Origin of the sequence: Heyndrickxia camelliae, assembly GCF_002844575.1 — a bacterium.
Lineage (GTDB): Bacteria > Bacillota > Bacilli > Bacillales > Bacillaceae_C > Margalitia > Margalitia camelliae.
This window is the reverse complement of record NZ_PIQO01000011.1, coordinates 13,779-38,143: the sequence shown is the minus strand read 5'-3', so window position 1 is coordinate 38,143 and position 24,365 is coordinate 13,779. Positions and strand designations below refer to the sequence as shown.

General features: G+C 36.5%; 23 protein-coding genes and 3 other annotated features. Of the genes, 21 read left to right on the top strand and 2 right to left on the bottom strand.

The features are described from left to right. Window positions 1-71: 71 nt before the first annotated feature. The 17 genes from mdh (at window position 72) to CWO92_RS14315 (ending at window position 16,973) form a co-directional block, all read left to right on the top strand. Window positions 72-1,010, top strand: a complete 939-nt coding sequence (gene mdh / locus CWO92_RS14395; protein ID WP_101354911.1) for a malate dehydrogenase — start codon at window positions 72-74, stop codon at window positions 1,008-1,010. Between the two features lie 143 nt (window positions 1,011-1,153). Next, window positions 1,154-1,630 carry a MaoC/PaaZ C-terminal domain-containing protein gene (locus CWO92_RS14390; protein ID WP_101354910.1) on the top strand — a complete coding sequence of 159 codons (477 nt, stop codon included), beginning with the start codon at window positions 1,154-1,156 and terminating at the stop codon, window positions 1,628-1,630. Window positions 1,631-1,771: 141 nt separating this feature from the next. Further along, on the top strand, window positions 1,772-4,405 hold the full coding sequence (gene polA / locus CWO92_RS14385) for a DNA polymerase I (RefSeq protein ID WP_165786691.1): 2,634 nt from the start codon (window positions 1,772-1,774) through the stop codon (window positions 4,403-4,405). Window positions 4,406-4,430: 25 nt separating this feature from the next. Further along, window positions 4,431-5,267, top strand: coding sequence for a DNA-formamidopyrimidine glycosylase (gene mutM, locus CWO92_RS14380; RefSeq protein ID WP_101354908.1), 837 nt, complete (start codon window positions 4,431-4,433; stop codon window positions 5,265-5,267). A 108-nt stretch (window positions 5,268-5,375) separates the two neighbouring features. Next, window positions 5,376-6,008: a sporulation membrane protein YtaF gene (gene ytaF / locus CWO92_RS14375; RefSeq protein WP_199256921.1), complete on the top strand. Its 633-nt coding sequence runs from the start codon at window positions 5,376-5,378 to the stop codon at window positions 6,006-6,008. Between the two features lie 14 nt (window positions 6,009-6,022). Further along, window positions 6,023-6,625, top strand: coding sequence for a dephospho-CoA kinase (gene coaE, locus CWO92_RS14370; protein ID WP_101355013.1), 603 nt, complete (start codon window positions 6,023-6,025; stop codon window positions 6,623-6,625). A gap of 116 nt (window positions 6,626-6,741) precedes the next feature. After that, window positions 6,742-7,773, top strand: coding sequence for a glyceraldehyde-3-phosphate dehydrogenase (locus CWO92_RS14365; protein WP_101354906.1), 1,032 nt, complete (start codon window positions 6,742-6,744; stop codon window positions 7,771-7,773). A gap of 325 nt (window positions 7,774-8,098) precedes the next feature. Further along, entirely contained in the window at window positions 8,099-8,557 is a 459-nt protein-coding gene (nrdR, locus tag CWO92_RS14360) for a transcriptional regulator NrdR (protein ID WP_101355012.1), read from the top strand. Window positions 8,558-8,635: 78 nt separating this feature from the next. Continuing rightward, window positions 8,636-10,033, top strand: a complete 1,398-nt coding sequence (locus tag CWO92_RS14355) for a replication initiation and membrane attachment family protein (protein ID WP_101354905.1) — start codon at window positions 8,636-8,638, stop codon at window positions 10,031-10,033. Window positions 10,034-10,045: 12 nt separating this feature from the next. Beyond that, on the top strand, window positions 10,046-10,981 hold the full coding sequence (dnaI, locus tag CWO92_RS14350; RefSeq protein WP_101354904.1) for a primosomal protein DnaI: 936 nt from the start codon (window positions 10,046-10,048) through the stop codon (window positions 10,979-10,981). 109 nt (window positions 10,982-11,090) lie between these two features. Further along, window positions 11,091-11,948, top strand: coding sequence for a putative sporulation protein YtxC (locus CWO92_RS14345; protein WP_207767802.1), 858 nt, complete (start codon window positions 11,091-11,093; stop codon window positions 11,946-11,948). A gap of 93 nt (window positions 11,949-12,041) precedes the next feature. Beyond that, window positions 12,042-12,273, top strand: a binding site (T-box leader). 50 nt (window positions 12,274-12,323) lie between these two features. Beyond that, complete coding sequence (gene thrS, locus CWO92_RS14340) at window positions 12,324-14,252, top strand: threonine--tRNA ligase (RefSeq protein WP_101354902.1); 1,929 nt, start codon at window positions 12,324-12,326, stop codon at window positions 14,250-14,252. Between the two features lie 131 nt (window positions 14,253-14,383). Then, window positions 14,384-14,523, top strand: a sequence feature (ribosomal protein L20 leader region). A gap of 174 nt (window positions 14,524-14,697) precedes the next feature. Then, the gene (infC, locus tag CWO92_RS14335) at window positions 14,698-15,201 is read left to right on the top strand and encodes a translation initiation factor IF-3 (RefSeq protein ID WP_133120569.1); all 504 of its coding nucleotides are present in this window, start codon (window positions 14,698-14,700) and stop codon (window positions 15,199-15,201) included. A 21-nt stretch (window positions 15,202-15,222) separates the two neighbouring features. Then, window positions 15,223-15,420, top strand: coding sequence for a 50S ribosomal protein L35 (gene rpmI / locus CWO92_RS14330; RefSeq protein WP_101354900.1), 198 nt, complete (start codon window positions 15,223-15,225; stop codon window positions 15,418-15,420). Window positions 15,421-15,451: 31 nt separating this feature from the next. Next, complete coding sequence (gene rplT / locus CWO92_RS14325) at window positions 15,452-15,811, top strand: 50S ribosomal protein L20 (RefSeq protein ID WP_055739062.1); 360 nt, start codon at window positions 15,452-15,454, stop codon at window positions 15,809-15,811. 240 nt (window positions 15,812-16,051) lie between these two features. Next, on the top strand, window positions 16,052-16,321 hold the full coding sequence (locus tag CWO92_RS14320) for a DUF1294 domain-containing protein (RefSeq protein ID WP_321207806.1): 270 nt from the start codon (window positions 16,052-16,054) through the stop codon (window positions 16,319-16,321). A 79-nt stretch (window positions 16,322-16,400) separates the two neighbouring features. Next, window positions 16,401-16,973: a TVP38/TMEM64 family protein gene (locus tag CWO92_RS14315; RefSeq protein WP_101354899.1), complete on the top strand. Its 573-nt coding sequence runs from the start codon at window positions 16,401-16,403 to the stop codon at window positions 16,971-16,973. Window positions 16,974-17,011: 38 nt separating this feature from the next. On the opposite strand, the gene CWO92_RS14310 is transcribed toward CWO92_RS14315, so the two are convergent. Then, window positions 17,012-17,191 carry a hypothetical protein gene (locus CWO92_RS14310; protein WP_101354898.1) on the bottom strand — a complete coding sequence of 60 codons (180 nt, stop codon included), beginning with the start codon at window positions 17,189-17,191 and terminating at the stop codon, window positions 17,012-17,014. Between the two features lie 403 nt (window positions 17,192-17,594). On the opposite strand from CWO92_RS14310, the gene CWO92_RS14305 reads away from it, so the two are divergent. After that, window positions 17,595-18,680, top strand: coding sequence for a M42 family metallopeptidase (locus tag CWO92_RS14305; RefSeq protein WP_101354897.1), 1,086 nt, complete (start codon window positions 17,595-17,597; stop codon window positions 18,678-18,680). A gap of 327 nt (window positions 18,681-19,007) precedes the next feature. Here the strand turns inward: CWO92_RS14305 and sspI are convergent, their stop codons facing one another. Continuing rightward, window positions 19,008-19,217: a small acid-soluble spore protein SspI gene (sspI, locus tag CWO92_RS14300; RefSeq protein WP_101354896.1), complete on the bottom strand. Its 210-nt coding sequence runs from the start codon at window positions 19,215-19,217 to the stop codon at window positions 19,008-19,010. A 112-nt stretch (window positions 19,218-19,329) separates the two neighbouring features. On the opposite strand from sspI, the gene CWO92_RS14295 reads away from it, so the two are divergent. From CWO92_RS14295 to pheT, 3 genes are all read left to right on the top strand, one after another. Beyond that, a complete protein-coding gene (locus CWO92_RS14295) occupies window positions 19,330-20,085 on the top strand; it encodes a TrmH family RNA methyltransferase (RefSeq protein WP_101354895.1) in 756 nt (251 codons plus the stop codon). Window positions 20,086-20,174: 89 nt separating this feature from the next. Beyond that, window positions 20,175-20,405, top strand: a binding site (T-box leader). Window positions 20,406-20,710: 305 nt separating this feature from the next. Next, a complete protein-coding gene (pheS, locus tag CWO92_RS14290; protein WP_101354894.1) occupies window positions 20,711-21,748 on the top strand; it encodes a phenylalanine--tRNA ligase subunit alpha in 1,038 nt (345 codons plus the stop codon). A gap of 164 nt (window positions 21,749-21,912) precedes the next feature. Beyond that, window positions 21,913-24,327 (top strand): phenylalanine--tRNA ligase subunit beta, encoded by a 2,415-nt coding sequence (pheT, locus tag CWO92_RS14285; protein WP_101354893.1) that lies wholly within the window; start codon window positions 21,913-21,915, stop codon window positions 24,325-24,327. Window positions 24,328-24,365 lie beyond the last annotated feature (38 nt).

Here is a 24,365-nt window from a genome sequence, read left to right as displayed (position 1 = left end):
GCCGGCTGTAGGATATACATTCTTAATAGCCGGCAATTTTTTTCATTACATGGATAAAGGAGATTTTTTATATGACAATGAAAAGAAAGAAAATTTCCGTAATTGGTGCTGGTTTTACTGGAGCTACTACTGCATTTTTATTAGCACAAAAAGAACTTGGTGATATTGTACTAGTTGACATTCCTCAAGCTGAAAACCCAACAAAAGGTAAGGCGCTAGATATGTTAGAAGCTAGCCCTGTCCAAGGCTTTGATGCGAATATTATTGGTACTTCAGATTATGTCGACACAAAAAATTCAGATGTGGTCGTTATTACAGCAGGTATTGCACGTAAACCGGGCATGAGCCGTGATGACTTAGTACAAACAAATCAAAAAGTAATGAAAAGTGTAACAAAAGAAGTGGTAAAATATTCACCAGACTGCTACATCATTGTCTTAACCAATCCTGTAGATGCAATGACATATACTGTGTTTAAGGAATCCGGTTTCCCTAAAAACCGTGTAATTGGTCAATCCGGTGTACTTGATACTGCACGCTTCCGTACCTTTGTTGCTCAAGAATTGAACCTATCTGTGAAAGATGTTACCGGTTTTGTTTTAGGTGGCCATGGTGATGACATGGTTCCTTTAATTCGCTATTCTTATGCAGGTGGAATTCCTCTAGAAACACTAATTCCAAAGAATCGCCTGGAGCAAATCGTTGAACGTACTCGTAAGGGCGGAGGAGAAATTGTTAACTTGCTAGGAAACGGTAGTGCTTATTATGCGCCTGCGGCATCATTAGTAGAAATGGTAGAGGCTATTGTGAAAGATCAGCGCCGTGTATTACCATCCATTGCTTATCTTGAAGGTGAGTATGGATATGATGGCATTTATCTAGGTGTTCCAACCATTATTGGTGCAGGTGGTATTGAAAAAGTAATTGAAGTACAATTAACGGAAGATGAAAAAGCAGCGTTAGATAAATCAGCACAATCCGTTCGTAATGTAATGAATGTTTTAGTATAAATGAATAACATAAATATGAAAGGGTCAACCGTTTTATGGTTTGACCCTTTTTTTAGTAAATGATACTATAAATACAAATAATGTTGACTATTCAATCTTTTTTAGACCACTTTTGTAAACGTTTACACAAAGGGAGGGATTTCATGTTATTAGGAAGGAAAAGAAAACTAGGCAGAAAATTAGAAGAAATATCAGTCGGGGAAAAATTAACATTCACAGAAAAAGTGGAGGATAAAGACATTCTATTATATTTAGGATTAACGAATGATGCTAATCCATTATACATCCAGCATGACTATGCGACACAGACTCCTTTTGAAAAACCTGTTGTACCCGCGATAATGCTTACAGGAATGATAACCTCTGCGGTTTCAAAATATTTACCTGGGCCAGGCTCACATATACTGTCGCAAAATATCGAATTTAAAAAGCCCGTATATCATTATGCTTCAATTGATTTTTTGTTTGAAATTGTTAATGTTGACTATAAGCGGCATTTGGTTACTATTCAGGTAATTGCAACAAATGAAGAAAAAGATACAGTGATTACCGGTCAATTAAATGTTTGTCCTCCCCATCGCTTGGAAATGATAAATGGAAGCACCTTGGAGAATTTTTAATATATAATCTTAATAGTCAGCGGATTGCTGACTTATTTTTTTGAAGAATTGTATCCTAGCTCTGATATTTTCCCTTTAGACTGGAGCATGTTAGAATGTACATAGAGAATACGTGTTATTTTTATTTGAGGAGGTATTATTTTGACAAAGAAATTAATTCTAATAGATGGCAACAGCATTGCCTATCGTGCCTTTTTTGCGTTGCCGCTTTTAAATAATGAAAAAGGTATACATACAAATGCTGTATACGGTTTTACAACAATGCTAATGAAGTTACTGGAGGAGGAAAATCCTACTCATATGCTAGTAGCTTTTGATGCGGGTAAAACTACTTTTAGGCATAATACCTTTAAAGAATACAAGGGAACTCGTCAAAAAACTCCTCCAGAATTATCAGAACAATTTCCATTTATTCGCGAGCTTTTAGATGCTTACGGGATTAAAAGATATGAATTGGAAAACTATGAAGCGGATGATATTATCGGAACATTATCAAAACAAGCAGAGCAAGAAGGTTTTGAAGTAAAAGTTATATCCGGTGATAAAGACTTAACACAGTTAAGCTCTGAGAAAACAACCGTGTGTATTACAAAAAAGGGAATTTCCGAAATCGAAGCATATACGCCAGAACATATTAAAGAAAAATATGGTTTATCTCCATGGCAGATTATTGATATGAAGGGTCTCATGGGTGATACATCCGATAATATTCCAGGTGTACCTGGTGTAGGAGAAAAAACAGCCATTAAATTGCTAAAGGAATTTAATACATTAGAAAATTTACTGGAATCGATTGATCAAGTTAGCGGCAATAAACTGAAGGAAAAGCTGGAAACGAATAAAGACCAGGCAATTATGAGTAAAGAACTAGCTACCATTTTCAGGGAAGCTCCTCTAACAGTTTCGCTGGAAGATACGGTGTATCAGCAAGAACATAATGAAAAGGTAGTCAGCTTATTTAAAGAGCTGGGATTTAATTCCTTATTAGATAAAATGGATGTAGAAGTCAGCAATGATGGAGCAGAACCTATGAAAGACATAGTGTTTTCTCCAATCACTAGTATCACAGAGGATATTTTTGCAGATGAAAATGCATTATATATGGAGATGTTGGATGAAAATTACCATACTGGAGAAATAATCGGTTTCGGTTTAAGTAACGATAAAGGTCTATTCTATATACCTGCAAATATTGCATTAACATCTGATGTATTCAAGAAGTGGGCGGAAGATGAAACAAAAATAAAAAATGTATATGACGGGAAAAAATTAACGGTAGCCTTAAAAAAACATGGAGTTCATTTACAAGGTATACAATTTGATTTATTAATCGTATCCTATCTTTTAAATCCATCCGAAAATGTTGATGATTTTACTTCTGTTGCAAAATTACATGGATATACAAATGTACAAACGGATGAAGAGGTGTACGGGAAAGGTGCAAAACGAAAAATTCCTGATGAAAAAGTAGTCTCAGAACATGTTGTACGTAAGGTATTGGGAATTTCTGAATTAGTACAGCCATGTATGAAAGAACTGGACAAAAATGAACAAACTTCTCTTTATGAAAATTTAGAGCTGCCACTTTCTTTTATTTTAGCTGAGATGGAATCAACTGGAATAAAGGTCGACAGAAACACACTAGAAGAAATGGGAAAAGAAATTACCGCACGTTTGCATGAAATAGAGAAAAATATCTATGGGTTAGCTGGAGAAGAATTTAATATAAATTCTCCAAAACAATTAGGTGTGATTTTGTTTGAAAAATTAGGATTACCTGTATTGAAAAAGACCAAAACAGGTTATTCTACTTCTGCTGATGTATTGGAGAAACTAGAATCAAAGCATGAGATTGTAAGGGAAATTCTTCAGTACCGCCAGCTTGGGAAATTACAGTCGACATATATTGAAGGCTTGTTAAAAGTAATAAATGAGGAGGACGGGAAGGTCCATACCCGTTTTAATCAAGTGCTTGCACAAACAGGAAGATTAAGTTCGATTGATCCAAACCTTCAGAATATCCCAATCCGACTGGAGGAAGGACGGAAAATTAGACAGGCATTTGTACCATCCCAAGAAGGTTGGTTTATCTTTTCAGCCGATTATTCACAAGTGGAGCTGCGTGTGCTAGCGCATATAGCAGGTGATGAAAAACTGATTCAGGCCTTTAACGAAGATATGGATATTCATACCAAAACAGCAATGGATGTATTCCATGTTTCCAAGGAGGAAGTAACCTCTAATATGAGGAGACAGGCAAAAGCAGTTAATTTCGGAATCGTATATGGAATAAGTGATTATGGCCTATCGCAAAACCTAGGAATCACAAGAAAAGAAGCGGCAAGTTTTATTGAACGCTATTTTAAGAGTTATCCCGGTGTAAAAAACTATATGGAAGAAATCGTACAGGATGCAAAGCAAAAAGGATATGTTACAACATTATTAAATAGAAGAAGATATATTCCTGAGATTACGAGCCGTAATTTTAATATTCGAAGCTTTGCGGAACGGACAGCTATGAATACACCAATCCAAGGAAGCGCCGCAGATATTATCAAAAAAGCAATGATTGAGATGGCTGCCAGATTGAAAAAGGAAAATGTCAAAGCGCGTTTACTAATACAGGTTCATGACGAATTGATTTTTGAGGCTCCTAAAGAAGAATTGGAGATATTAGAAAGAATTGTTCCGGAAGTCATGGAAAATGCACTAGATCTGGAAGTTCCATTAAAGGTCGATTACTCATACGGTGCAACCTGGTTTGATGCAAAATAGATAGTTGGTATATGGGGTGAAAAGAGTGCCTGAACTACCGGAAGTAGAAACAATTAGAAGGACACTGAATGAATTAGTGATAGATAGAAGGATTGAAAATGTGATTGTTCATTGGCCGAAAATAATAAAAAAGCCTGCTGAAAAAGAGCAGTTTATCGATGCATTAAAAGGACAAACGTTTCAAACCATTGGCCGCAAAGGAAAGTTTTTAATCTTTTATACAAATGATTTTGCACTTGTCTCCCATTTGCGGATGGAGGGACGCTATGGGTTGTTTCAAAGGTCCGACGAAATCGATAAACATACCCATATTATTTTTCAGTTTAAAGATGGAACAGAATTACGTTATAGAGATGTCCGTAAATTCGGTACCATGCATTTATTTAAAAAGGGGGAGGAATTTTCCTCCTTGCCGTTATCACAGCTTGGTCCTGAACCATTTTCGGATGATTTTACAAACGAATATTTACGGCAAAGATTTAGTAGAACAGAACGAAATATAAAAGCCGTTCTTTTAGATCAAACGGTTTTAACCGGATTAGGAAATATTTATGTGGATGAAGCGTTATTTCGTGCAGGAATACATCCAGAAAGAAAAGCACCGTCTCTTACAACTAAAGAGATAAAAAAGCTTCGAGAAGAAATCATTCTTACCTTGGAGGAAGCAGTTGAAAAAGGCGGAAGCACTGTAAGAACGTATGTTAATACACAAGGACAGATTGGTATGTTTCAGCTTCAGCATTTTGTTTATGGCAGAAAAGGAGAACCGTGCAAAAAATGTGGTACCCTTATCGAAAAAAAGGTAACAGCAGGGAGAGGCACCCATTATTGTCCTAAATGTCAACGACATAAAAAATCCTGAATTCCATTATAAATTTTGATATTTGTCCTATATTTTTATGCAAGAACCATAGGCATGCCCTTTCCATATACTATCTTTAGTGATGTAACAACAGGAAGGGGCATGACAATGGGCTTACATGTATCACTTTTTTTATTGGCATTTGCGGTTAGTCTTGATAATTTCAGTACAGGATTCACATATGGGTTAAGAAAATTGCGCATCCCCAATAAATCTATTCTCATTATTGCCCTTTGTTCCGGGGTATCATTGTTTGTTGCAATGCTTTTTGGGAGTATTATTCAAAAATTTATGTCCCCAGAATTTGGTAATCGAATAGGTGGTATCATCTTAATTGCCATTGGTGGATGGGTATTATTTCAATTTTTTCGATCAGAAAAAGAAGAAAGTAACTCACAAGAGAAAGTAGTGTTAAAATTTGAAATTAAATCATTAGGATTTGTGGTACAAATTCTAAAGAAACCAACTAGTGCCGATTTTGATCAATCAGGGACTATTACAGGAATTGAAGCGTTTATGTTAGGGCTAGCGTTATCTCTTGATGCATTTGGTGCAGGAATTGGTGCAGCCATGTTGGGATATTCTCCTATAAGCTTAAGCTTAATCGTTGCTTTAATGAGTTTGATATTAGTTTCGGCTGGAATTCGTTTAGGGAAAGTTTTTTCGCATTTAAATTGGATGCAAAAGGTTTCCTTTTTGCCCGGGATTTTACTTATATTAATAGGAATTTTTAAATTTTGAAAGGGACATTAGTCATGGCAAAGATCATTGGATTAACGGGTGGCATAGCAAGCGGAAAAAGTACAGTATCCAATATGTTAAAAGAAAAAGGGTTTACTGTTATAGACGCGGACATTGCAGCAAGAGAAGTAGTGAATGTCGGAGAAGAGGCATATAAGAAAATTGTTCAAGAGTTTGGTGAAGAAATTCTTCATGAGGATTTGTCCATTAATCGAAGGAAATTAGGGGAGATTGTTTTTCACCATGAAGATAAGAGGCTGCTTTTAAATAGTATTGTACACCCAGCTGTTAGAAAGTATATGAATGATAAAAAAGAGGAAGCTATTTCCGCAGGGAAGAAATCAGTTATCCTGGATATCCCGCTTCTGTTTGAAAGTAATTTAACCTATTTGGTAGAAAAAACCATACTTGTTTTTGTTGAAGAAGGCATCCAGTTAAAAAGATTAATGGAACGTAATCAATTTTCTGAAAGTGAAGCCAAAGCAAGAATGTCTGCGCAAATGCCGTTAAAAGATAAAATTTCATTAGCAGATGCAGTTATCGATAATAATGGATCCATTAATGAAACCGCAATACAATTAAATAAGCTAATAAATTGCTGGGAAATGATTCCTTAAACCATCATATTTTCTAAATATGATGGTTTTTTAATGAAAAAGTTGTCGCGCAATCTGTTAAATATGTTATACTAATTGTAAATGGAGTATAACACTTATACGGAGGGACAGCATTTATGAACGCAAAAGTAGCAATTAACGGCTTTGGTCGTATAGGACGAATGGTATTTAGAAAAGCAATTTCAGATAAGAATATCGATATTTTAGCCATTAATGCTAGTTATCCAGCGGAAACATTAGCACATTTAATAAAGTATGACACAAATCACGGTAAATTTGATGGAGAAGTTGTCGTAGAAGACAGTGCAATTATCGTAAATGGCCGTCGTGTTCAATTACTAGACAACCGCAATCCTGCAGAACTTCCTTGGAAGGAGCTAGATATAGATATCGTCATTGAAGCAACTGGTAAGTTTAATTCTCGTGAAAAAGCCGCATTGCATCTTGATGCAGGAGCCAAGAAAGTGATATTAACAGCTCCTGGAAAAAATGAAGATGTAACAATTGTGATGGGAGTAAATGAAAGCGCATTAAATATTCATAAGCATGATATCATCTCTAATGCTTCATGCACCACCAATTGTTTAGCTCCTGTTGTAAAGGTACTTGATGAAAGGTTTGGTATTTTAAATGGCTTAATGACAACTGTACACGCATATACAAATGATCAAAAAAATATTGATAATCCACATAAGGATTTGCGGCGAGCAAGAGCTTGTGCGCAATCCATTATTCCGACTACAACTGGTGCAGCTAAAGCACTCGCTTTAGTGCTTCCTCATTTGAAAGGCAAATTGCATGGAATGGCGCTAAGAGTTCCTACACCAAATGTTTCCTTAGTTGATTTAGTGGTGGATTTAAAGAAAGAAGTAACAGCAGATGAAGTAAATGCAGCTTTTATATCAGCAGCCACCAATGAATTAAATGGAATCTTAGAATTTACGGAAGAGCCGCTTGTTTCTGTTGATTTTAATACGAACAGTCATTCAGCAATAGTGGATGGGCTTTCGACAATGGTAATGGATGGTAATAAAGTAAAAGTTCTGGCATGGTATGATAATGAGTGGGGGTACTCTTGCCGCGTAGTAGATTTATTAAAGCATGTAGCGGATGAACTGCAAAAGCCTTTAGCAGCGAAAGTTGGATGATATAATGATGCCTGCTGGTAAAAACAATCAGCAGGTCTTATTTAAATTGAGAACAAGGCAACTTTATTTTTTTGTCTATGTTTGCAAATTGCTTGTAAAATAAGTATACTATCAATCGTGGACTTCTTGAGAATGCACAGGTACAGGCCAAGTAATAACCAATAATTACTATTTTATCTATAAATGCATAAATAGGATATTCCGAGGTGTATGACACACCTCGTTTTTTTATCGTATTCTATGAATACAGAAGAATTTTCTTGTGATTTTAACATCTTTTTTATATCATGAAAGTAATCATGTACATGTAAACGGAGCTGATATAATGAAATGTCCGTCTTGTCAAAATAATGGGACTCGCGTGATTGATTCTCGCCCCGTTGATGAAGGACGTGCTATAAGAAGAAGGCGGGAATGCGAGGAATGCCTATATCGTTTTACCACCTTTGAGAAAGTGGAAGAAACTCCTTTGATTGTAGTCAAGAAGGAAGGGATTCGCGAGGAGTTCAGCCGTGAAAAAATTTTACGCGGACTTATTAAGGCCTGTGAGAAAAGGCCAGTTTCTCTAGCAGAATTAGAGAAAATTTCTTTAGAAATTGAAAAATCTCTTCGAAATCTTGGGTACTCTGAAGTGAATTCAGAAAAAATCGGAGAATTGGTAATGGACAAGCTTGCAGCAGTGGATGAAGTGGCATATGTTCGATTTGCTTCAGTGTACCGACAGTTTAAAGATATCAATGTGTTTTTAGAGGAACTAAAGGAACTAATCAAAAAGGAACAATAAAAAGACTAGAGTTTCTTCGTTCTAGTCTTTTTCATTATTTTTTACTTACTTTTACTATTTAGCAAGGATGTGGCTACTATGAAACAAATATGGAATGAGATACAACCTGTAGATCACTATCAGGTTTCCTCAAACGGTATGCTTCATGAATATGATGGCAAAGTGATCTCATTACTTTATCAGCCACTAATAGGGGTAAATTGTTATAGTCTATATATGACTTTATGGAATGAAATTGAAATGAACCGGCTATGGTCTGAAGAATGGACACATTATCATTTAATGAACTTTTTGTCTTTAAATTTGCGCGACATATATGATGCACGCCTAAAATTAGAAGGAATCGGACTGTTAAAGACTTATGTAAAAAAAATCAATGAAGATAGAATCTTTGTGTATGAGCTTCAACCTCCATTGACACCAGAACAATTTTTTACAGATGGCATACTGAATGTTTTTTTATATAAACAGTTAGGCAGGCAACATTTCTTAAGACTAAAGAAAATGTTTACCGATACTGCCTTAAAAAAAGAAGAATTTGAGAATATAACTCGCTCCTTTCAAGATGTGTTCATGTCAGGAACGGAAAATCATTTATTCTATGATCTTGAGGCGCAAGAAGATAGCAAGATTAATGAGAGTCTGCAATTTCACACTAGGAAAAATCCTCATGAAATTAAAATAGAAGAAGCTGACTTTGATTTTGATTTATTTTTATCAGGATTAAAAGGTTTAATCATTCCTCAGAAAGTGATGACATCACAGGTAAGAGATGCTATTTACAAGCTTGCGTTTTTATATCACATTAATGCAATTGATATGCAAAATATTTTCTTAAGTGCATTAAATGCCGAACAAGATATTGAAATTGATGATTTAAGGAAGGCAGCGAGGGATTGGTATCAGCTAGAACATGCTAATAATTTGCCAAAACTAGTGGATCGCACGCAGCCATTAAAAGACCGCACTAGCAATGAAATGGGAGATTCACGTGAAGATAAGCTTGTACATTATCTTGAAACAACTTCTCCGAGACAATTGCTTATTGATATATCAGATGGGGCAGAACCATCAAAAGGTGATCTGCAAGCTATAGAAGATATTATGTTTCAGCAACATCTTTCGCCGGGGGTCGTTAATGTTTTAATTCAATATGTCCTTCTAAAAACCGACATGAAGCTTACAAAAAATTATATGGAAAAGATTGCTTCTCATTGGACTAGAAAAAAAGTAAAAACAGTAAAAGAAGCAATGGAATTAGCCAAAAATGAGCATCGGCAATATCAACAATGGGCAGATACGAAAAATGTACAAAAAGGTACTCGCAAAAAGCCAATTCGTACAGAAAAGCTGCCGGAATGGTTTGTGGAAAAGGATGAAAATGAAACGAAAAGTAAAAGTACCAATGAAACAGCAGAGTCCCTTGAGGAGAAGCGTCGCAGACTTGAATCCATACAACAGAAGTATAAAAAGTAGGAGGTGGATAGAATGGAAAATATTAATGATACTTTAAGAAGATTATCGAATAACAGTAACTTTCAAAGAACATATAGCGAAATGAAGCAGGAAATTTTGAACCATCCGGATATTCGTGAATTTATACGTCAACATCCAAGCGAAATCACAACCTCGATGATAGAAAAAAGTTTAATGAAATTATATGAATACATTTCTCAAACGAGGGATTGTCAAAAATGCCCGAGTTTGGATAAGTGTGTAAACATGATGGAAGGGTATGAACCGGAGCTTGTTTTGCAAAGGAATGGGATTGATGTTAAGTATCGCCCTTGTCAAAAGAAAAGGATACATGATGAACGGAAAAAGCATGAGAAGTTAATTCAAAGCCTTTATGTTCCAAAGGATATTTTGCATGCATCCTTTGCTGACTTTTCGTTAGAATCAGATGGACGGTTAAATGCTTATGATTTCGCAGAACGGTTTGTTAGAGAATATGATCCTGGGAAAAAAATGAAGGGTTTATACTTATATGGCAGCTTCGGGGTAGGAAAGTCATATCTTTTAGGGGCAATTGCCAATCATTTAGCTGAAAACAAACAAGTATCCTCTCTCATTGTGTATGTTCCAGAATTTTTTCGGGAAATGAAACAGTCTTTAGGAGATAATACGTTAAATGAAAAGCTTGAAATGGTGAAGAAAGCTCCAGTTCTCATGCTTGATGATATAGGTGCTGAGGCGATGACTAGCTGGACACGTGATGAAATCCTTGGCTCGATTCTACAATTTCGAATGCAGGAAAACCTCCCCACTTTCTTTTCATCGAATTTTGATTATGAAGGTCTTGAATACCATCTTACTTATTCTCAACGTGGAGAAGAGGAGAAGATGAAGGCAGCAAGGATTATGGAGAGGGTAAAATATCTTTCTACTCCCATTTTAGTGGATGGACCAAATATGAGGATTTAAAAGGGCTAAGGCATGACTTGGCTCTTCTTTTTTTATCCTCGACTTCTAAAATAACCAAGCCTCCCATATATATAAAACATGGAAATTTCCATAGCAAGGGGGGCTAATGTTGGATTTTATTTTCAAGCATTTAGACGATGCAGTATGGCTGCATGAATATTTTATTAAAAATGATAAAGAAATATGGTTCCACGAAACAATCTTTCAAAATCAAAAACAATATTTTTTAACTATAGATCTCTCCACGATATCATTAGAAAATATTCAAAACGGATTGATTCAATTCATTATTCAGAAGAAAAGAAATGATTGGGTGAAAGAGATTCTAAGGGAGTATTTCTTCTACAAAGAGGAAGAAGAACAAAACAATATTTTAGAAATCGTCATTGAAATGTTTAACGGCGATAGACCTGAATTAACTTCTATAATTGGAGGAATAGATGAGGAAGAAATGATTCGTCGTGCAGTCTTCACATTATTGGAACAATATGACACAGTTTCAATTGATTCCCTTGCAAAATTCCGCTTAAAGGAATACTACGAGCAGATCATTGTTTATGTAGAATTAGCAATAGATGAATATAAAATGGAGCAGGAATACCAGGTTTTTATTCAAATGCTTCGAGATTACTTACAAAATCGAGATGCTAAGTTGGAGGTTGTAAGGATCTATTTTGATCAGCATAGCATTTTTTATGATGAACAATTTCAGGAGATTACCAAAAACGAAATATCTAATTTGTTGGATCGCAGATTGTTAACCAATCACCCAATTTATATTGATTCGGTAACAATCGCCCCTTTATTATCCATTGCTCCAAAGAAGATCTATCTTTATGCTGATTCATTTGATAACGGTTTAATTCGGACCCTGCAAAATATATTTGAAGAACGAATCTTGCTTGAAAATAAGGATCAGTTTTGGCAAGAAAAAAAGGCATATTTAGGGAAGGCAGCAAATAAGTAGGAATCTTCCGAATAGGTAAAGGAAAAAATAACGCATACTCTTGATTTTCTGCAAAGAAACTTCTATAATTACGTACATATGAATGAAAACATAGCAAAAGTAATGATGAGGACAAGGGTATTCCTTTACGGTTTTCAGAGAGGAAAGGCACGGTGAAATCTTTCCATCACGATTTGAATACTTACCACCTCTAAACTTCAACTGTGAACGTTTTTAACTAGTAATAGTTGACGGGTATATTCCGTTAAAAATATCCTAAGTCATTTCTAGTTCATGGAAGTGAAAAATAGGGTGGAACCACGTGTGAATAATACTCGTCCCTTTTCATAGGGACGGGTTTTTTTATTTTCTAATACAAATAAGGAGTGGACATATATGTCAGAGATTAAAATTACATTTCCAGATGGAGCGATTAAGGAATTCGCCGTTGGAACAACAACAGAGGACATTGCAGCTTCTATCAGTCCTGGTTTAAAGAAAAAAGCTTTGGCAGGTAAGCTTAACGAAAAGCTTATTGATCTTCGCACACCTATCCATGAAGATGGAAAAATCGCGATTATTACACCAGATCAACCAGAAGCATTGGAAATCCTCCGTCACAGTACAGCCCATTTAATGGCGCAAGCAGTTAAACGTTTGTTTGATAATGTCAAATTGGGTGTTGGTCCTGTTATCGAAGGAGGCTTCTATTATGATATGGATGTCGATGTGTCAATTACACCGGAAGATCTTCCGAAAATAGAGAAAGAAATGAAGAAAATTGTAAACGAAAACTTAGAAATTGTCCGAAAAGAAGTGACGCGGGAGGAAGCAAAGGAAATTTTTGCTGGTGATGAGTATAAGCAAGAACTAATCGAAGCTATTCCTGCGGATGAAAAAGTCACCGTATATGAACAAGGAGAATTCATTGATCTTTGCCGCGGGGTCCATGTACCTTCCACAGGTAAAATAAAAGAGTTCAAACTATTAAGCATCGCAGGTGCTTATTGGCGTGGAAATAGCGATAATAAAATGCTTCAACGCATATACGGAACTGCTTTTTTCAAAAAAGAGCAATTGGATGAACACCTTCGTTTACTAGAAGAAGCAAAAGAAAGAGATCATCGTAAAATAGGGAAAGAATTAAGCTTGTTCATGACTTCTCAAAAAGTTGGACAAGGTTTGCCGTTGTGGCTGCCAAAGGGTGCAACTATTAGACGAGTTGTAGAACGCTATATTGTGGATAAGGAAGTAAGCCTTGGCTATGATCATGTCTACACACCAATTATGGGTAGCGTGGATCTTTATAAAACAAGTGGCCATTGGGATCACTATCATGAAGATATGTTCCCGGTAATGGAAATGGATAATGAAGAACTTGTACTTCGCCCGATGAATTGCCCTCATCATATGATGGTATTCAAAAATGGTATTCATAGTTATCGTGAATTACCAATTCGAATTGCGGAGTTAGGAACGATGCATCGTTATGAAATGTCAGGTGCTTTATCAGGACTTCAGCGCGTACGCGGTATGACTTTAAATGATGCTCATATATTCGTACGTCCAGATCAAATTCGCGATGAATTTAAACGAGTAGTGGAATTAATTATTGAGGTATACAAAGACTTTAATATTACCGATTATTCCTTCCGTCTTTCTTATCGTGATCCTGAAGACAAGGAAAAATATTTTGATGATGATGAGATGTGGAATAAAGCACAATCGATGTTAAAGGACGCAATGGACGATCTTGGCTTACAGTATTTTGAAGCAGAAGGAGAAGCAGCTTTCTATGGTCCAAAACTAGATGTGCAAGTTCGTACAGCATTAGGAAAAGATGAAACATTATCTACTGTGCAGCTTGATTTCTTGCTTCCGGAAAGATTTGATTTAAATTATATCGGTGAAGATGGCAAACCGCATCGCCCTGTTGTTATCCATCGTGGTGTTGTATCTACCATGGAGCGCTTCGTAGCTTATCTAATTGAAGAATATAAGGGAGCATTCCCAACTTGGTTGGCTCCTGTACAAGCAACGGTTATCCCTGTGTCTCCTGATGCACATCTAGATTACGCTAAACAAGTAAAAGAACAGTTAAAGGCAGCAGGTTTTAGGGTTGAATTAGATTTACGCGATGAGAAAATGGGATATAAAATCCGTGAAGCACAAATGCAAAAAATCCCGTACATGCTTGTTGTAGGGGATAATGAGGTAAAAGACAATGCGGTTAATGTTCGAAAATATGGTGAACAAAAATCAGAAACTATTTCGTTTGATCAATTTATAGAGAACTTAAAAACCGAAGTCCAAGAGAAAAAATAAAAATTCCATTGCACCATAAATAAATCTTTGATAATATAAATGATGTTGTTTTAAAAAATACTAACAGCAAGCCATTTGACATCGAATAAAGTAATATGTTATATTATCTAAGGTAAATTGAATATTAGTTTAGGGAAAAGAAGGAGCAACCCGCTTCTCGCCTGATTGACGCTTTTATTGCAGTTGGCAGGTTTCGAAATTCATCACATTCAAAAACTATTCATGCGTGAATGTAAGTGCGGGTAACTCTTGCCCGCACTTTTTATTTTGTCAAGAAACCTAACAATATAAAAGTTCAATGATGGCGGAATTCTTTAACCCAAACCTATTCTAAGCTTGCCTTAGCTTCCAGGAAGCAAAAGACGAGCTATAGTTACTTTTTTGTAATCATAGATTTTCTGATTGCTCGATTATACCTTGGAGGTGGCTAACTATTAGCAAAGATATGATGGTAAATGATGGCATTCGCGCACGTGAAGTGCGTCTTATTGGTCAAAACGGTGAGCAGCTAGGTGTTAAATCCCGTAATGAAGCAATCGAAATTGCTTCAAGGGTAAACCTTGATCTTGTTCTGGTTGCACCAAATGCAAAACCGCCAGTAGCTCGTATTATGGACTATGGTAAATATCGTTTTGAACAGCAAAAGAAAGAAAAAGAAGCACGTAAAAATCAAAAAGTCATCAGTATTAAAGAGGTTCGTTTGAGCCCTACCATTGAAGAACATGATTTTAATACAAAGCTTCGCAATGCCCTTAAGTTTCTTGAAAAGGGAGACAAGGTAAAAGCAAGCATTCGTTTCAAAGGCCGTGCGATTACACATAAAGAAATTGGTCAACGGGTTCTTGACCGTTTCGCTGAAGCTTGTGCAGAGGTTAGCACAATCGAATCTAAGCCGAAAATGGACGGACGCAGTATGTTTTTAGTTCTTGCACCAAAAACAGAAAAGTAAAGTTATGAGGAGGAAAATCCTATGCCAAAAATGAAAACTCACCGCGGCTCAGCAAAGCGTTTCAAGAGAACAGGTTCTGGCAAACTTAAACGTTCTCATGCTTACAGAAGCCACTTGTTCGCAAATAAAGTAACAAAACAAAAACGTAAGCTTCGTAAATCAACTGTAGTTTCTAAAGGTGATTTCAGACGCATTCGTCAAATGCTTTCTAATATCTAATCGTTCGTAATTGAAATAGGAGGGAAATATTATGCCACGTGTAAAAGGCGGAACAGTTACCCGCAGACGTCGTAAAAAAGTTCTTAAACTAGCAAAAGGTTATTTTGGTTCAAAACATACATTATTTAAAGTTGCTAATCAACAAGTAATGAAATCTTATATGTATGCTTATCGTGACCGTCGTCAGAAAAAACGCGACTTCCGTAAGCTATGGATTACTCGTATCAATGCAGCTGCACGTATTAACGGTCTTTCTTACAGCCGTTTAATGCACGGACTTAAGCTTGCTGGCATCGAAGTAAACCGTAAAATGCTTTCTGATCTTGCTATCCATGATGAAAAAGCATTTGCAGAACTTGCAAACCAAGCAAAAGCTCAATTTTCTAAATAAGAAAAGAAGAAAAGCGAAAGCGCCTTGCCCATCGGCATACGGATTACGTAGTCGTAGGCTCGAGATAAAGGAAACCTGCTGAGGTAGTTCACGAGCAAGTGAAATTATCACTTAAATTTCAGCTGATGTTGACTTATCGTAGGAGGAGACGGAGAAATCCGCTAGCCGATAGGTGTTGTGCTAGACATAGAAAGCCATTCTCTAGATCAAGAGAATGGCTTTTTATATAGGGGGATACAAATGATAAACAAGATTGTCATAAGTTATTTTATTATCATCAATATAGCAGGGCTGATAATCATGGGAGCAGATAAAAATTATGCCAAAAAGCATAAATGGAGAATTCCAGAAAAAACACTTTGGAGAGTTGCGGCCATTGGAGGAGCATGTGGAACGACCATAGGAATGAAGATATTCCATCATAAAACACAGCATCCAAATTTTAAATGGGGATTTCCAATTTTAGCGCTGCTCGATTTAATCCTTTTCTACTTCATTTTGCATATTTAAGTAATAACCATCTGATTTGTTCAATATGTTATAAATATGGTTCACCATCTTAGATAAATCATCAAAGGCGGGTGAGAATGTGAATGATCAATTAGTGATCTTATTTTCATTTGTTGAAAGTAGTGCCATTTTAGCCCCATTTTTGTTTATCTTATTTCACCTACTAAGGCAATTCCTATTTATACCAGTAGCAGTTGTTTGTATGGCAGGTGGGATACTTTTCGGAAGCTTATTAGGAATTATTTATTCTTTAATAGGGTTGCTGCTGCTATCCGTTATTAGCTTTGTTTGGATAAAAAAAATGCCGCGCACCTTTGAGAAGTTTGTTAGAATTAAACAAAAGTGGTTCGGGCAGCATGCAAAGTTAACAGTAGGGCAAATTGCTATTTTACGGCTCATTCCCTTCGTCCATTATCAACTATTAACGATTTGTTTAATAGAAAGAAATCCAAATTTTCGTGACTTTATGAAAGGCTCTCTAGTAACCAATATTCCTCTAGTTTTTTTCTATACTGTGTTCGGACAATTTATTTCCCGCTTTACTCCAGGCATGATAATCATGATACTGCTTGCACTTTCAATCTTGTTTTATATTTTAAGAGAAAAAGTGGTTGTGATGAAGTGGCGTGAATTTTTTAATGGTACATCATGAAACGAAAATGCCCAAATATAAGGGCATTTTTACGTTCTTTACATATTAGGATTTTTGGTTTTATTATTCATATCATGTAATAATTGTATGATTTGTTTATTCTGTTCTACTTGTCTTACAGAATTCATTTTAATATCATGAATCCAAACAAGAAGAAGGATGCAAATAACTAATGGAACTACACTAAGTAACAAAGGTAGAAATGCAATTACGCTCATATCGTTTTAGCCCCTTATTTAAAAGATTTCTTAATCTACGTTGTTTGCGATGATATTGTTTCATTTTTATTATGGTTTCGGTAGAATCGTGATGAGGAAGAGAACTCCGGGATTAATAGAATAGTTTCAAATATAAACCTCAATTGGATTTACATACAGAACGGAAAATCACCTTGAAAATGAAGATTATATAATGATTGGATCACTTGATAAAGGTGCTCCAGTCATTTTTTAATTTGCATTCATCTTGTTTTATTCTTTAAGAAGGTCGTAGCGGGTATATTTAATTAGTAATGAAGTAATATATGAGAGAGAAAACATATTAATAGCAGAATTTTTGTACATTTTTGCTTTTTCCATTATAATAGGGAAGGTACATATTATTAATTCGGAGGTCATGATATTGGCTAAATTAGATGAAACATTAACGATGCTGAAGGACCTAACAGATGCAAAAGGCATTCCAGGAAATGAACGTGAAGTTTATGATGTGATGAAAAAATACATAGAACCGTTTGCTGATGAAATTACTTCTGATGGTTTAGGCAGTTTAATTGCGAAAAAAGTTGGCGATGAGAATGGCCCCAAGATCATGGTGGCTGGCCATTTAGATGAAGTCGGCTTCATGGTAACAAAAATCGATGATAAGGGCTTTATCCGTTTTCAAACGGTTGGAGGCTGGTGGTCACAAGTTATGCTTGCTCAACGTGTGACAATTGTGACCCGAAAAGGAGATATTACAGGTATTATCGGTTCAAAACCGCCACATGTATTATCAGCTGAAGTTCGTAAAAAACCATACGAAATCAAAGACATGTTTATTGATATTGGTGCTTCCAGCAAAGAAGAAGCTCTTGAGTGGGGCGTATTGCCAGGGGATATGGTCGTTCCATATTTCGAGTTTACTGTAATGAATAATGAAAAAATGCTTTTAGCAAAAGCATGGGATAATCGTATTGGTTGTGCGATTGCAATTGATGTCCTTAAGAACTTAAAAAATGAAAATCATCCAAACATTGTATACGGAGTAGGAAATGTTCAGGAAGAAGTTGGTCTTCGCGGAGCTAAGACAGCTGCAAATGTTATTAAGCCTGATATCGGCTTTGGTGTTGACGTAGGGATTGCAGGTGACACACCAGGACTTTCTGAAAAAGAAGCAATGAGTAAAATGGGTGAAGGTCCTCAAATTATCCTTTATGATGCTTCAATGGTATCTCATAAAGGACTTCGTGACTTAGTTGTAGGTGTTGCGGAGGAATTAAATATCCCGTATCAATTTGAATCGATTCCTGGTGGCGGAACAGACGCGGGTTCCATCCATTTAACAGCAAATGGTGTCCCATCACTGGCTATTACCATTGCAACTCGTTATATTCATTCACACGCTGCAATGCTTCATCGTGATGATTATGAAAATGCAGTGAAGTTAATTACAGAAGTAATTAAGCGCTTAGACAGAGATACAGTAAATAAACTTACATTTGAGTAAGACTGCTATAAGCAAGCAAACACGCATGGATATTTGAGAAATCCATGCGTGTTTTGCTTTTGGCGGACACTAATTCCGCTTATTTACATAAGGTGCTATTTCTATAGCGTTTCTGGACATCGATTGGTTTTTAGAATCCTTTTAAAGACCCATTCAGACTGATTTTTTGAATGAAAAGGGTCTTTATGCCCCTAATAAAGCCTATCTCCCACTTATTTCCTCGAACAAATGGTCTTTAGAATTCTGAAGGGGCCGCATTGCGTCGATTTTTCTTTCAGATGGTATTTAGAACTTCTAATAAAAACTTCTGTTAATTGATATTGCTGCTTAATGTTTTAAACCTTGTTCTAGTGTATCAAGCATCATTTCTTGTTCCTTTTGATCCGCATTGTTCCAAATTACCTCAAATAACACGCCTAAACCTGGAAGCAGCTTTTCTTCGCCTCTTTGTATTGCATCTACAATCGTATCTTTCAATTGATCTTGTGTATTGCCTGAAACGTTGTGAATAATAGCATTTCGAAGGTTCAAATTCATGAAGACACACTCCTTTTTATTCTTTTCCCTTTTATCATTACACTAAGTAAATTTTCTATGTATGAAAAATACGTTATAATGATAGTCAAGCTATAATAAGGAGAACTGTCTTGTGAAATATATCCAATCCATACAAAATCCCCAAATAAAACAATGGAAAAAGTTATTAGCCAAAAAAGAACGTGAAAAAACAAACACTTATATTCTGGAAGGTTTTCATTTAGTAGAGGAAGCCCTACAGTATAAAGAGGATATAATGGAAATCATTGTTAGTGAAGAAGTAGATATACCTTCAAATTGGGACGTAAGTGAATTATCTATAACGAGAGTTACGTCAGAAATAAGCAAACTAATTTCCGATACCGAAACGACGCAAGGTATTTTTGCGATATGTCAGATAAGAAAAGCTACCATTGATGACTTAACGGGTAAATCATATGTAATACTTGACGGTGTTCAAGATCCGGGAAATTTAGGTACGATGATTCGAACAGCGGATGCTGCTGGAATCGATGTGATACTTTTAGGGAAAGGGACTGCAGATATTTATAATCCTAAGGTTCTTCGCTCTGCTCAAGGAAGCCATTTTCATGTGGAGTTTTTGTCGGGGAATTTACAGGAATGGATTCCAAAACTAAAGGCTGCAAATGTTCCAATCTACGGTACAGCGCTGGAAAATGGAATTCCTTATAAAGAAGTGCAACCGGAACCCTCCTTTGCCCTTATTTTGGGGAACGAAGGGAATGGTGTATCAAAAGAAGTATTATCTTTAACAGATAAAAATCTGTACATACCTATCTTTGGAAAGAGTGAATCATTAAATGTAGCAGTTGCTGCTGGCATTTTGATGTATTATTTTAAAAATTAGAGGTCACTTAGATAAAAAATGACATAATATATTAAAATCCATTTGAAAATCATTTCACAAAATACTATAATAGAAACAATTGAATGAGATGAAAGACAATGATAGGGAAGAGTAGCTTATGAAATTCATGCAGGGAGAAAATGCCGAAGACTGAAAGCATTTTTATGAAGAATTAAGTGAAGTTCACCCCTGGAGTCAGCATCGGGACCGTTTTTGAAACGTAAAGATGCTTCGGTGAAAAGCCGTTATCAAAGTGAAGTGAACATAATGTTTTTTTATGTTAATTAGGGTGGTACCGCGATGATAACCTCGTCCCTTTGTGGAGACGGGGTTTTTTATTTGGAGGTAATAACGTATACGTTTTTTATCTCAAAAATTATTATAACAAGTTTGGATGCTGTCTAGCTTGAGCGCCTATCGGCTAGCGGATTTCTACGTCTATTCCCTACGATAAGTCGACATCAGCTGAAATTTAAGTGATAATTTCACTTGCTCGTGAACTACATCGCTGTGTTTCCTTTATGTAAGTCGAAGACGCCGAAGGTGAAATGACACTTCAAATTTCACTTATTCGTACGCCGATGAGCAAGGCGCTTATGCTTGTCTAATCAAAGGAGGAAAAATCATGGAGCAAAAACTAAAAGAGCTTCAAGCCGAGGCTTTACAAAAAATTGAGCAAACCGAGGACTTAAAATCATTAAATGATATTCGTGTTGCGTATTTAGGAAAAAAAGGTCCCATTACCGAAGTTTTAAGAGGAATGGGTCAATTATCCGCTGAGGAACGACCTAAAATGGGGGCTCTGGCAAATGAAGTTCGAGCTGCGATTAGTGAAAAAATCGAAGCAAAACAAGAAGCATTAGAGGCAGCAGCTGTTGAAAAACAATTAGCTTCTGAAACAATTGACATTACCCTTCCTGGACGTCCGGTAAAGGTAGGTAATCATCACCCATTAACAAAGGTAATTGAAGAAATTGAAGACCTATTTATCGGAATGGGTTATCAAGTGGCAGAAGGACCTGAAGTAGAAAAGGATTATTATAACTTCGAAGCATTGAACCTGCCAAAAGGTCACCCAGCTCGTGATATGCAGGATTCCTTCTACATTACGGAAGAATTGCTGCTTCGCACTCATACATCACCTGTACAAGCAAGAACAATGGAAAAGCATGAAGGCAAAGGACCAGTGAAAATTATTTGCCCTGGTAAAGTATATCGCCGTGATAATGATGATGCGACACACTCTCATCAATTCATGCAAATTGAAGGTTTAGTGGTGGATGAAAACATCACTATGGGTGATTTAAAAGGTACCCTACAAGTGTTTGCTAAGAAAATGTTTGGAGAAGATCGTGAAATCCGCCTCCGTCCAAGCTTCTTCCCATTCACAGAACCATCTGTTGAAATGGACATCACTTGTAAGATCTGTGGTGGTGAAGGATGTAGTGTATGTAAAGGAACTGGCTGGATTGAAATTCTAGGAGCAGGTATGGTTCATCCGAATGTTTTGGAAATGGCAGGATTTGATTCTAAAAAGTATACAGGATTTGCTTTTGGAATGGGACCTGAACGTATTGCGATGTTAAAATACGGAATTGATGATATTCGTCATTTCTATACAAATGATATTCGATTCTTAAAGCAATTTGCAGTAAATGAGTAATGGCTCTTTTCTTTGTGATTTGTTGCTAACAGGAAAACCTGATGAGGCTAATTGTAAGGGTGGATTCGTTTCTTTCGTAAGATAGAGTCCCCTATTAGGATATTAAACAAAATACGAAAAGCAACAATTTAGTGAAAGGCCACATTATAGTAGGAGGGATATAAATGTTAGTTTCTTATAAATGGCTGCAAGAATATGTAGATTTAACAGGAGTTGACGCACACGATCTTGCAGAAAAAATTACACGTAGCGGTATTGAGGTGGAAGGTGTAGAACAAAAAAGCAAGGGTGTCAGCGGTGTTGTGGTAGGGCATGTCCTAGAATGTGAAAAACACCCAAATGCTGATAAATTGAACGTCTGCCAGGTTGATTTAGGCGAAGGCGAACCAGTACAAATCGTTTGTGGTGCACCAAATGTTGGAAAAGGCCAAAAGGTTGCTGTAGCAACGGTAGGAGCAGTTTTACCAGGCAATTTCAAAATCAAACGTTCCAAGCTTCGCGGAGAAGAATCAAACGGAATGATTTGTTCGCTTAAAGAGCTTGGAATAGACAATAAACTAGTTGCTAAAGAATATTCAGAAGGAATTTTTGTTTTCCCAGATGATGTGGAAGTTGGCTCTGATGCACTTGCCTTATTAAATTTAGATGATGAAGTGCTAGAGTTAGGTTTAACTCCAAACCGTTCTGATTGTTTAAGCATGCTAGGTGTTGCTTATGAAACAGGAGCAATTTTAGGGAAAGAAGTAAAGCTTCCAAGTGTTGATCATGAGCATTCTTCTGAAAAAGCTTCCGATTATATCTCTGTTAAAGTGGAAGCAAAAGAAGAAAATCCGCTTTATACAGCAAAAGTGATTAAAAATGTAAAAATTGGACCGTCCCCATTATGGATGCAAACGCGATTAATGTCCGCAGGTATTCGCCCTCATAATAACGTGGTAGATATTACAAACTTTATCCTATTAGAGTACGGTCAGCCATTACATGCATTTGACTATGATCAGCTTGGCACAAAAGAAATCGTAGTCCGTTTAGCACATGAAGGAGAAAAAATTGTCACCCTAGATGATGCAGAAAGAACATTAAAGTCGAATCATCTTGTTATTACAAACGGAAAAGAACCTGTAGCTATGGCTGGTGTTATGGGTGGTGCAAATTCAGAGGTCACTTCTGATACAACTACAGTTTTGCTTGAATCCGCATATTTTGATGCGCAAACAATCAGAAATGCATCAAAAGATCACGGCTTACGAAGTGAAGCAAGTTCACGATATGAAAAAGGAATTGATCCAAATCGAGTTCATCCTGCAGCAGAAAGAGCAGCCCAATTAATGGCTAAATATGCCGGTGGTGAGGTTCTGGATGGTACAGTTGAGGTTAATTCTTTAAAAGTGGAACCTGCTGTTATTTCCATTACACTGGATAAAATAAATTCTTTCTTAGGAACCTCCATAACAAAAGAAGAAGTGCAGGATATTTTTGATCGTTTGCAATTTGGCGTTGAAGTTGACAATGACACCTTTACTATTACGGTTCCAACACGTCGTGGAGATATTACGATCCAAGAAGATTTAATTGAAGAGGTTGCAAGACTTTACGGATATGATAATTTACCAACAACCTTACCAACAGGTGCTGCAACTCCTGGAGGGTTAAGTGATATTCAAAGAAAACGCCGCACGACAAAAAGATTTTTAGAGGGTGCAGGACTGAACCAAGCGGTTACGTATTCGTTGACAAGTTTAGAGAAATCTTCGCAGTTTGCTCTTGAGAAGCGCGAACCAATCCGCCTTGCAATGCCGATGAGTGAAGAAAGAAGCTACTTGCGTTTGAGCATCGTTCCACAGTTATTGGAAGTTGTATCTTATAATAATGCTCGTAAGAATGAATCTATTTCTTTATATGAAATTGGATCTGTCTTTCTAAAAACAACAGATAATGAGCAGCCTGAAGAGCATGAACATTTGGCTGGCGCGATCACTGGTTTGTGGTTAAACCATCCTTGGCAAGGTGAGAAAAAGCCAGTTGATTTTTATGTGGCAAAAGGAGTTCTTGAAGGCCTGTTTGAAAAGCTTGGTGTAAGTGACTCCATTACTTATAAAGCTGCTGCTGTGGATGGAATGCACCCAGGTAGAACGGCAGAGGTTGTCCTTGATGAAAATGTAATAGGATATGTGGGTCAAGTACATCCGCAAGTTCAAAAAGACTTGGATTTAAAAGAAACGTATGTATTTGAAATCAATATGGAGCCAGTTTTTGAACACATAGTTCCAGCTCTTCAATACAACGCTATTCCACGCTTCCCTGCGATTATACGCGATATCGCATTAGTAGTAGATCGTAATGTGAACTCTGGTGAGTTAAAAGAAATTATCCAGAACGTGGGCGGGAAATTATTGAGGAATGTCTCCATATTTGACTTATATGAAGGGGAACATATGGAACCAGGTAAAAAATCTATTGCCTTCTCTTTAACTTATATGGATCCTGAAAGAACATTAACGGACGAAGAAGTGGTAAAAGCACATGATAAAGTACTTGCAGCTGTAAAAGACGAAGCGGGTGCGGAATTAAGAGGATAAAACCAAAAACGCAGATCCTAACTGGATCTGCGTTTTAT